This window comes from Nocardioides sp. (genome assembly GCF_031422975.1).
Taxonomy (GTDB): domain Bacteria; phylum Actinomycetota; class Actinomycetes; order Propionibacteriales; family Nocardioidaceae; genus Nocardioides.
Genome location: NZ_JANPEO010000575.1, coordinates 1 through 6,301 on the forward strand (window position 1 = coordinate 1; position 6,301 = coordinate 6,301).

General features: G+C 70.6%; 6 protein-coding genes. 1 reads left to right on the forward strand and 5 read right to left on the reverse strand.

What is annotated here, in order from left to right; genetic code table 11:
* From RMO85_RS17195 to RMO85_RS17205, 3 genes are all read right to left on the reverse strand, one after another.
* A partial coding sequence (locus tag RMO85_RS17195) for an NAD(P)H-binding protein (protein WP_310529941.1) occupies positions 1-418 on the reverse strand: 418 nt, incomplete at its 3' end.
* Complete coding sequence (locus tag RMO85_RS17200; protein WP_310529942.1) at positions 418-1,005, reverse strand: hypothetical protein; 588 nt, start codon at positions 1,003-1,005, stop codon at positions 418-420. The genes RMO85_RS17200 and RMO85_RS17195, both read right to left, overlap by 1 nt.
* Positions 1,006-1,023: 18 nt before the next feature.
* A complete protein-coding gene (locus RMO85_RS17205; protein ID WP_310529943.1) occupies positions 1,024-1,347 on the reverse strand; it encodes a hypothetical protein in 324 nt (107 codons plus the stop codon).
* Positions 1,348-1,412: 65 nt separating this feature from the next.
* Between RMO85_RS17205 and RMO85_RS17210 the strand changes: the two genes are divergently transcribed.
* A complete protein-coding gene (locus RMO85_RS17210; RefSeq protein WP_310529944.1) occupies positions 1,413-4,406 on the forward strand; it encodes a BTAD domain-containing putative transcriptional regulator in 2,994 nt (997 codons plus the stop codon).
* A 324-nt stretch (positions 4,407-4,730) separates the two neighbouring features.
* On the opposite strand, the gene RMO85_RS17215 is transcribed toward RMO85_RS17210, so the two are convergent.
* The gene (locus RMO85_RS17215; RefSeq protein WP_310529945.1) at positions 4,731-5,234 is read right to left on the reverse strand and encodes a hypothetical protein; all 504 of its coding nucleotides are present in this window, start codon (positions 5,232-5,234) and stop codon (positions 4,731-4,733) included.
* A gap of 288 nt (positions 5,235-5,522) precedes the next feature.
* Positions 5,523-6,149, reverse strand: a complete 627-nt coding sequence (locus RMO85_RS17220; RefSeq protein ID WP_310529946.1) for a GNAT family N-acetyltransferase — start codon at positions 6,147-6,149, stop codon at positions 5,523-5,525.
* Positions 6,150-6,301: the final 152 nt, after the last annotated feature.

Consider the following 6,301-nt stretch of genomic DNA (forward strand, 5'->3'; position numbering starts at 1 on the left):
CAGCGAGCAGCTCCTCGGTCATCGCCGCCCGGGTGGCGGACTTCGGCGAGGTCGGGTTGGCGGCCATCGTCTCGACCAGCGGCCGGCCCTGGGGCGGACCGTAGGCGTAGAGGTTGTCCAGGACGACGAGCCGGGCGCCGGCGCTGGCGGCACCCGCCAGCACGCCCCGCTGGAGCGGCGGGAACTCCTCGCTCCAGCGGTCGTAGTTCATCGCGTTGAGGCAGAAGTAGACGACATCCGCACGGGCGCAGACGCGGGTGGTGAAGTCGGGGTCGGAGGCATCTCCGCCGACGACCTCGGCACCGGGGAGCGTGCCGCGACCGTCGCGGTTGACGGCGAGGACCTCGTGGCCCGCAGCGACGAGCTGCTCGACGAGGGGGTAGCCGACCTGGCCGGTACCGAAGACGACGTGACGCATCAGGAGCTCTTCTCTGTGAGTGAACGGGTGTGGATCAGGATGGGAAGGACGGCGGTGAGCAGGGTGACCGTGACCGCGCCGGCGGCGCCGAACACGGTGAACTGGTCCTCGACCTGGACGCCGACAGACGTGGTCACGGCCCAGCCGATCGACCAGGCCATGGCGAGGTAGGCGGGCCAGAGGACTGCGATGGGTCCGGTGCGGCGTACGAGCACGACGCACTGCGAGGCGCCGACGGCGAAGCCGGAGATCGCGCCCTGGAGGACCAGGTCCCCGAGGCCGGTCCGGAAGTCGATGATCGAGGCGCCGATGGTGAGGCCGGTGGCGAGCCCGGCGGCGGTGGCGAGGACCCACGTGAGGAGGTCGCGTTGGTCGAACCTCAGCGCAAGGGCCTGGGCGGCGCCGAGGACAGTGCCGGTGAGCAGTCCGCCGAGGATCGCCGCGGACAGGGAGTCGACGGGGCCGCTGAGGAGCATCGCGGTGAGGCCGCCGAGTGGGAAGCCGACGAAGGACACGATCCAGCGGGCCACGGTGCGGAGCGTGGACCCGGGAGCGGTGCGGGGTGGGGCGGTGCTGAGCTGGGACATGGGGTCTTCTCCTTCTGGTCAATGCAGGGGTACGGGCTGGCCGGCGATCCACGCCGCCAGCAGGTGGTCCGGGTGGTCCGCGAGGTGGTCGCGGACCAGGACGTCCAGCAGGGACGCCTTGCCCTCGAGGTGGGCCTCGGCGAGGACCACGAGCTGCCGCTCGCGAGCGCCGGTGGCAAGAGCAGCGGCACGGGCGAGATGGCCGGCGTCGCGGGCGAGCATCGCCGCGGCGACGAGGACGGACGCCGAGTCCGTCGTCGATGCCAGGGCGAGGATCTCGGTGGCGGCGTGAGGGTCACCGCCGACGAGGCGGTGGAGGAGGCTGGTCTGATCGGTGGGCACAGGACCACAGTGGACGTCGGCGCTGACGACACGCTGACGGCCGGCTGACGGCCTACCCTCGGAGAGTGCTGACAGTGTCCGTTCTCGGGACAGTCGAAGCGCGTCAAGACGACGTGCGCCTTGACCTGCCCGCGGGCAAGACCTCCGAGCTGCTGGCGCGGCTGGCCATGACCGCGGGATCGCACGTCCGGGCCGATGTGCTGATCGAGGACCTGTGGGCGGCGCCAGTCGGGCGCAACACGCTGCAGTCGAAGGTCTCGCAGCTGCGCCGGGCGCTGTGTGACCGGGACCTGGTCGTCGGCACCCCGGACGGCTACACGCTGGCGCTCGACCCGTCCGTCGTCGACGCCTCGCGCGTCATCCGGCTCGCGGCGCAGGCCGCCGACGCACGAACCGCGGGTGACCCGGCACGGGCGCTGGAACGAGCGCGCGAGGGGCTGGCGCTCTATCGCGGGGAGGTTCTCGTTGACGTCGGAGACTGGGCGGCACCGCACCGCACCCGGCTGGAGGAGGTACGGCTGGGGCTGGTCGAGGACGCGATGGCTGCCCGGGTCGAGCTCGGCGCCGGCAGTGAGCTCGTCGGCGAGCTCGAGTCGCTCGTGGAGGAGCACCCGCTGCGCGAGGGCTTGTGGACCTCCCTCATCACCGCCCTCTACCGCGCCGGCAGGCAGGCCGACGCACTGGCGGCGTACGCAAGGGTCCGGCAAGCCCTGGTCGACGACCTCGGGATCGAACCCGGCCCGGCCCTGCGCTCGCTGGAGAGACTGGTGCTGCAGCAGAGCCCGAGCCTCGACGGTGCCTCGGCCCCCGCAACAGGCGTGCCCGGGAACCTCCCGGCGCCAGGAACACCCCTGGTCGGTCGCGACGCGGACCTCGCGGGCGTGGTCGCCGCGCTGGCCGAGCACCGACTCGTCACCGTGGTGGGGACGGCCGGAGTGGGCAAGACGCGGCTTGCCATCGGGGCCGGGAGCTCGCTGGCAGCGCCGGGAGGAGTGTGGTTGGTGCGCCTCGATGCGATCGACTCCACCGCCGTACTGCCCCAGGTCGTGGCCGAGACCCTGCACGTGTCGGGTGGCGAGCTCGCACTCCACGAACGTCTGTCCGGCGCCGAGACGGTCCTCTTGCTCGACAACTGCGAGCACGTCGTCGCGCCGGTCGCTGCGTTGGTCCGGTCACTGCTGGACGCGGTTCCACAGCTGCGGGTGCTCGCCACGAGCCAGGTGTCGCTGGGGCTCGAGGACGAGCACCTCCACCGGCTCGAGCCGCTCACGCAGGACCAGTCCGTCGCGCTGTTCACGCGCCGGGCCAGGGAGATGCGGCGACAGCTCGTGCTGGACGACGAAACCGTGTCGGCCGTCACTGAGGTGTGCCGGTCCCTGGACGGGCTGCCGCTGGCCATCGAGCTCGCGGCCTCGCGGGTGCGGTCCTTGTCGGTGCGCGACATCGCGCGCCGCCTCGACGACCGCTTCGTGCTGCTCCGCGATCCCACCAGCCAGCAGCAGGAGCGTCGCCGTGCCTTGGCAGGGGCCATCGCCTGGAGCTACGAGCTGCTCTTCCCCGACGACCAGCGCGGCCTGTGGGCGCTGTCCTGCTTCGCGGGCAGCGCCTCCCTGGACGCGACCGAGCGCGTGCTCACCGCACTCGGGGTGCCCGTCGACTCTGTGCTCGACACGATGAGCCGCCTCGTCGACCGCAGCCTGGTCAGCGTCGAGAATGCCGAGGGCGGCGGCGTCCGCTACCGCCTGCTCGACTCCATCCAGTCCTTCGCCGCGGCCCGGTTGGCGCAATCAGGTGACGCCGCCTCGGCCGCCGCGTCGCACGCCTCGTGGTACGCCGAAACCGCGGCCTGGCTCGACGAGCACGTCCGCAGCGACCGCCAGCCCGAGTGCCTGGCGATCTCGCGGGCGGAGCGCGCGAACGTCGATGTCGCGCTGGCCTGGTGCGTCGCGCACGATCCGGGACTTGGGCTGCGCATCGCGAAGGGGTTCGGCTGGTCGTGGGTGGTGCTGGGTGACGGGCCCGCTGGTGCGGCTCGGGTCCGCCAGGCCCTGACCGACGAGGCGCCGGCCGGCGAACGGGCCACTGCCCAACTCCTGGCCGGGTGGCTCGAAGCCTCGGCCGGCAACGTCGTCCTCGCCGAGTCGGACCTCGACGGTGCCGCCGACCTGGCCGCGGGGATGGACGACCCTGTCGTCGTCGCCGACATCGAGCGGCACCGGGCTTTCCTCGCCATCCAGCAGGGGCGGCCCGACGAGGTGTTGTCCCACTCGGCGGCCAGCCTGGCGACGTACCGACTCCACGAACTCCCGTGGCGCACGGCCGGCAGCCTCGTGCTCTCGGCGTACGGGGCCCTGATGGTCGGCGACACGGCGGCAGCGACTCGGGATGCCACCGAGGCGATCGGGCTGCTGCGGCCGATCGGCGACTCGTGGGGGATGGTGCACGCCGAGGCGATCATCGGCGGGATCGCCCAGGCCGAGCACCGCTACGACGACGCGGCGCGCGCTCTTGCGCGGGCCGCCGACGAGTCCGCCACCATGGGGTTCCTCGGCCAGGCTGCGCTGCATCGCGCCAGCCTCGCGCTGGTCCAGCGGCGGCTCGGCGATCCGGCCGCGGTCGCGTCCTTCGAGCAGGCGATCCGAGACGCGCTCTCCGTCGGGGACGGGCGCCTCGCCGCCACGGCCCGGCTCAACCTCGCCCGGCACCTGCGGGGCACCGGCCAGGGCGACGAAGCGGTGGCGCTGCTCGAGGAGAACCAGCGGTGGTACGCCTCCGCGGGTGGCGGCGACTTCGCGTTGCTCACGGACTGCGTACTCGCCGGCGAACGCCGCGACGAGGGCGCACTGCGGTCGGTGCTGGACCAAGCGCGGGCCGCCAGCAACCTCGAAGCCCAGGTCTTCGCGCTCGACGCGCTGGCGCGAGTGGCGGCGGAGTCGGACGGCCTCACCGCGTCGGGCGAGCTGCTCGCCGAGTCGGATCTCCTCGCCGCTCAGGTCGCCCACGTGGTCGATGAGGGCGACCGCATTGACGCGGCGGCTGCACGCAGAGTCACGTGGTAGCTCTCCATGACTGCGTGCTCTGAAATAGCGCTCGCGCCAAGTCTCAGTCGGTGCATCGTGAACAATCATTGAACAGGAATGCGGACGGGTCCTCACTCACCAAATTCAAGGTTCTGACCATCGGCGGGCTCGACCTGTCCGAGACTCTGCGAGGCACCGAAGTTCGTAGCGTACGAGCGTTGATATTGGCGTGCACGTACGACCGATCGTGGGGACGGGACAGCGGATAGACGCAAGCGCGCCTGCGAGGTACCCCGCACGAGATACCAACGAGCGGTCTGCGTGGACCGAGACTCGAATGCCCCGCCGCGGCCGACTCCAGAGTCAGTCGGCGAAGCCAGCGAGCGGCTCGGGCAAGGTTGCATCAAGCATTGAGAGGTGCTCGGTCAGTTGCTGTCGCATCTGGCTGCGGTGGTGGCGCTCCATCTCACGCAGCGTGGCGATCTGCGCTTCAAGGGCCGCCTTCTCCTCGCCAAGCTCGGCCCGTGCGCTCGCGCGCTCGCGGTCGAGATCAGCGGCCTGCTCCTGCTTGGTGCGGGCCAACTCGGCCGCGACCTGATCTGCCTCGGTGCGACTATCCTCCAGGATCGCATCCGCCCTGGCCTGTGCGCCGGTCACCAGCGACTCGGCCTCTTTTCGCGCGTCGGTGACGAGCGTGTCAGCGGTGACAGCGGCCAGCTCGAGCATCCGCGCAGCTGCGCTGGCTGGTGTCCTCTGGCCCGTGATCAGCTCTGTCGGCTCGCTAACCCCGTCGCTGCCCAGAGTGTTCCCACCGCCGACCGGAGTCGGCGGCTCGGTCTCGGTCAGGTCTTGTTCGAAATTCGGCATGTTCCCCCCATGTCGTTGCGTCATTGCCTCGCCAGTGTGCGCGCCGAGTGTTCGACTTGCTGTCGAAATGCACAATTCCCAAGGCGACGGTCGAGCGTCGGGCCAGCGCCGGACTCGTTCACTTCGAAACACCGCCATGCACGGCGGAGCCACGACCAAGGACTCCAATGGTTTTCGACCTGCGTCCAGCCGGACGGCGTGATACGTCAAACTTGGGCGCCGTGTCGCGGCTACTAGATGCGCCTACTGCTGGAGCGCGCAGCGTGCTGCGGGCGTGGCCAGTGCGGGTCAGGGCAGGGTGCGGCGCATGACGCAGTTGCCCGTGCCCTTGCTGCGAACGAACTCGAAGCCCGCGTCCTCGAACAGGGTCCGGGTTCCGTTGTAGAGGACCGACTTCTTCTTCCCGTCGGTATCGTGGGGGTACCCCTCGACGACGCCACCCCCGGCCGCGACCATCAGGTCGAGGGCACCCTGGAGGGCGAGCGCCGACAGGCCCCTTCGCCGGAAGCTCTTGTCCACGAAGATGCAGGTGATCCGGAAGTCGGGGAGGACGTCGAGCTCCTCCTCGTACTGCTTGCGGTGATAGATGTTCGGCAGCTCGTCTGGAGATCCGTACTCGCACCAGGCCACCGCCCGGTCCCCGTGGTACACCAGCGACGCGTGTGCCCGCCCCTCCTCGACCAGGCGTCGCTTGAGGGATTGGTTCGCCTCGTACGTGCGTTCCTTGTCAGCGCTCATCGTGTGGAACCACGTGCACCAGCAGCCACCGAACACGCCGTTGTGCAGCTCCACCATCGCAGCGAAGCCGTCCCAGGTGTCTGGCTCCAGCGGCCTGACCACGTACTCGCTCACTCGCCACTCCCCGTCGATCGCGCCGGTCGCCACGATACGCCGTACGGCGCGCGCAGCGTCCATGATCGGAGAGCAGGTGCCCGACGGGGCGACCACATCGGGGATGACCCCGACTGCGGGCGGTCACATCGGCGGGTCAGTTAGGCCGGACAGGAATCCGTGCGACTTACTGCGCCATGACCACGTCCGCTACCTCCGCTGATCTCGACACGGTG